Origin of the sequence: Mesorhizobium sp. M1D.F.Ca.ET.231.01.1.1, from assembly GCF_003999155.2 — a bacterium.
GTDB lineage: Bacteria > Pseudomonadota > Alphaproteobacteria > Rhizobiales > Rhizobiaceae > Mesorhizobium.
Window position 1 is genome coordinate 1 of record NZ_RZOZ02000185.1, and the last position, 316, is coordinate 316.

Below are 316 nucleotides of genomic sequence, written 5' to 3' on the forward strand. Positions count from 1 at the left end.
GCGCACGGCGATGCCGGCCTCAGTCTCGGTGCCCTTGACGTCGCCGTGCGCCTGGAGGACACCGCGCTGCGCGACAAGCTGAACGCGGCCATCGATGCCATCGTTGCCGACGGCACCTACAAGAAGATCCAGGCGAAATATTTCGACTTCGATATTTATTGAGGTTGAAGCTGCCAATCTCCCCCCTTGTGGGGGAGATCACGCTTTCACCTCAAAGCGCCTTCACGGCCACTTTCACCGGCTTTTCGATCTCCAGCGGATTGCGCAGCGGCAGGCCGAAATCCTTGGCCTCGATCTCGAACACGTCGCCGGCCTC

At 60.8% G+C, this 316-nt stretch carries 1 protein-coding gene and 1 pseudogene; one reads left to right on the forward strand and one right to left on the reverse strand.

All coding sequences use genetic code 11. The features are described 5' to 3' along the window. A partial coding sequence (locus EN874_RS32880; protein ID WP_135884736.1) for a transporter substrate-binding domain-containing protein occupies positions 1-162 on the forward strand: 162 nt, incomplete at its 5' end. Positions 163-211: 49 nt separating this feature from the next. Here EN874_RS32880 and EN874_RS34750 read toward each other — a convergent pair. Next, a pseudogene (locus tag EN874_RS34750) lies at positions 212-316 on the reverse strand (GguC protein); the annotation flags it as partial.